This is a genomic window from Actinomycetota bacterium, from assembly GCA_036280995.1.
Taxonomy (GTDB): Bacteria; Actinomycetota; CALGFH01; order CALGFH01; family CALGFH01; genus CALGFH01.
This window is the reverse complement of the sequence record DASUPQ010000410.1, coordinates 1-2,974: the sequence shown is the minus strand read 5'-3', so window position 1 is coordinate 2,974 and position 2,974 is coordinate 1. Positions and strand designations below refer to the sequence as shown.

General features: G+C 70.7%; 3 protein-coding genes. All 3 read right to left on the bottom strand.

The genetic code is table 11. The features are described from left to right. Positions 1-9: 9 nt before the first annotated feature. Positions 10-1,575, bottom strand: a complete 1,566-nt coding sequence (locus tag VF468_13590; GenBank protein HEX5879327.1) for a serine hydrolase domain-containing protein — start codon at positions 1,573-1,575, stop codon at positions 10-12. Continuing rightward, complete coding sequence (locus tag VF468_13585) at positions 1,572-2,630, bottom strand: nitroreductase family protein (protein ID HEX5879326.1); 1,059 nt, start codon at positions 2,628-2,630, stop codon at positions 1,572-1,574. The genes VF468_13590 and VF468_13585 overlap by 4 nt, the downstream gene beginning before the upstream one ends. Before the next feature lie 29 nt (positions 2,631-2,659). Next, on the bottom strand, positions 2,660-2,974 hold a 315-nt coding region (locus VF468_13580; protein ID HEX5879325.1), incomplete at its 5' end, for an alpha/beta hydrolase.

The window sequence follows — 2,974 nt, the reverse complement described above, 5'->3', positions numbered from 1 at the left end:
TGTTGGAACTCAAGGTGATGCATGCTGAGGCACCCCCTCCGTGCTGGATGCGGCAGCTCGGCTGTCGCCGCGCTTGGACCGGAGCAGGCCGGTCGCCCGCACGGCGGCCGCCGCGGCCAGCAGGAGAGCCAGGGCTGCGATGATGACGGCGAGGTCGGGCGCCCAGGTCCACAGGCCGCCCCACCCGTAGCTCAATGTCGGCACGAGTACGAGCAGGCCGACCCCCAGGGCCCGGACCAGGATCCCTGCCCAGCCACGAACGCGGTGTCGCGACGGTGAGGGGGAGGTGACAGTACGCACGGCCCGCAGCAGAGCCCACGCGGCCGCGCCGAGCAGGAGCAGGGCGACCAGGTCGAAGACGGCGTAGAAGCGCCACATCGACGGCAGATCCAGGACCGGCTGGCCGAGAGCGGAGTGCACCACGTTGCGGGTGATGCGGTCGGCGATGAAGGGGTTGCCCGGCACGGGCAGCTCGTTGCCGGCGTTGACCACGACGGCCACGGCCACGTCCCGGTCGGGGATGAGGGTGAGCATGGGGGTGGTGTCGGGTGTGTTGCCGGGGTGGAAGAGAGCGTCCTCGCCCCAGGGCCCACCGACGAACCAGCCCATCGCGTAGCCGGAGTCCTGTCCGTCCGCCCAGGCGCCCAGGGTGGCGTCCGGTCCGCCGCTGAGCAAGGTCCGGATCCCGTCGGCCGAGACGATGCGGGTGCCGTCGGGGGCGAGGCCTTCTGCCAGGTAGATCGAGAGGTAGCGGCCCAGGTCGGCTGCGGTCGAGATCAGGTATCCGGCTGCGAGGGTGGCGTTCCGCCGGGTCGGCAATGTCGCAACCGGGAGGCCGAACCAGAACCGGTGGCCGTCGGCCAGTACGTCGCTGCCCGCAGGGTCGGTGGTGGCGGAGCTGTGGGTCATGCCGAGCGGGGTGAAGATCTCACGCTGCACGTAGTCGCCGTACCTGAGGCCCGAGGCGCGTTCGACGACCAGGCCGGCCAGGACGTAGTTGGCGTTGGCGTAGCGCCAGGTCGTCCCGGGCGTCGAGGTGAGCTTGGCATCCTTGAGTTCGGCGATCGCTGCCAGTGGGGTGCCGTCGGCGGCCGAGGCCAGCAGGGGACCGCCGGCCAGGTCGTCGAGTCCGCTGGTCTGCTGTAGGAGGTCGCGCACGGTGATGTCGTCGACGGGCTGGCCGTCGGCGAGCTCGAGTTCGGGGACGTAGTGGCGCACCGGCGACTCGAGGTCCACGCGGCCGGCGTCGACCAGCTGCATGACCGCCAGCGCCGTGATCGACTTGGTGGCGGAGCCGATGACGAACGGGGTGTCCGCCGTGACCTCACGATCACCGCCGGCGCTGCCAGCACCGCGGGCATCGACCTGTCCTTTCGAGACCAGCGCGACAGCCCCACCCGGAACGCCGGACTCGTCGAGCTGCGCCGCGAGGACGCGCTCGGCCTCCCCGATCGAGACATCTGCCTGCCGCACCTCGCCGGCCGGGGACGACCCGGGGCTCGCCGCCGCTGTCGCGCCGCCGAACGTCAGCAGCACCAGCGCGACCAGCGCGGCCCGGCCTGCCCGGCCGGTCATGACGAGGGTCCGGTGTTGGTGAGGACGTCCGCGACCGTGCGGCGGGGGGTGGGCCGAGGGGTTGGGCCATCGGTGGTGGCATAGCCAATGCGCAGCAGCAGCTGCGGTGAATCGCTGCTGTCGAGCAGGGTGCCCAGCCGGACCCGGATCGGCTGTACCTCGATGGGCTGGTTGAGGAACGACGCGCCCAGCCCGTGGGCTGCGGCGCGCAGCAGGAGCACGGCGACTGCCTGCCCGGCAGCCAGCCAGTCCGCGGGTGTGTCGCCGGCGGTGCTGAGGACGATCAGGGCGGGTGCGGTCCGGGCGAGGTGTTCGTCCTTCTTCGCCTGGCTGGCGCCGGTGTTGAAGGTGGCGATCATCGTCGGTCCCAGCACCGAGGGCAGGTCGGAGATGCCGAAGGCGTATCCGGGCATCCCGTCGGGTCGGCGGGTGCAGTTGGGGCGGATCCAGGCGGCCAGCTCGTGGCGGAAGTCGGCGTCGTCGAACTGTGCCCGGTCGCCCTCGCCGACGAGGGTGGCGATGGCGTCTTTGGTGTCGTCGTCGGTGAACGCGTGCAGGGTGGCTCCGGCCTGGTCGGTGTCGCGCTTGAGCTGCGCCAGGACCTGGTGGGGGATGGGACGGTTCTCGAAGGCGGCGCGGTGCGTGTGTCGGTGGTCGATGGCCTCGAACAGGTCATGATCTCCGGGCTGCGGCGTGTGTGCCTGGCCGAGGCCGAGGGTGGCGAGCAGGTCACGGTTGGCGGGGTCGGGGAACGGCGATATGTCGCCGGCGTAACTGAAGTGCCGCAACGCCACGCTGACGTGGGCCAGGGCGGCCCCGCAGCTCATCACCAGCTCCCGGTCCTCGGGGTCGACCACGGGCAGCGCGCGGCCGCGGTCGGCGTACAGGTGAAGCCGTTCGTCGGCGATGTGGAACTGCCAGGGCTGGGTGTTGTGCCCCGAGGGTGCGCGGACGGCGTAGCGCAGCAGGAACTCCCAGATCTGCTCATCGGTGTCACCATCGGGGAAGCTCCGCGCGTCCTTGTCAACGAATGTGTGCGGCTGCGTGGTGTTCATCTCTGCCTCCCGGCGAGTGAGGAGTGGGGTCAGGGGGTGGGTGCGGTCTCGGCCAAGACGGTGGTCATCAGGTCGGCAAACTGGGCGGGCTGCTCCCACAGGGGCCGGTGCCCGGAGGTGTCGAAGGTGACGAGCTGCTTGCTCGGTGCCTGGAGCAGGTCGAACCACTGCTGGGCCGGTTCGGCGCGCCCCGGCGCTTCATGGGCACCTTGAGCCAGGTAGACGGGCACGTCGAGGCTGGTGGCCTGGGTGCGGAAGTCGATGTCCTGGATCTGGGGGTAGAGCACCGAGAAGGTGTCCATGAACCCCGCGAAGATGTGGAGCTGCTCGAGCAGGGTGTACTC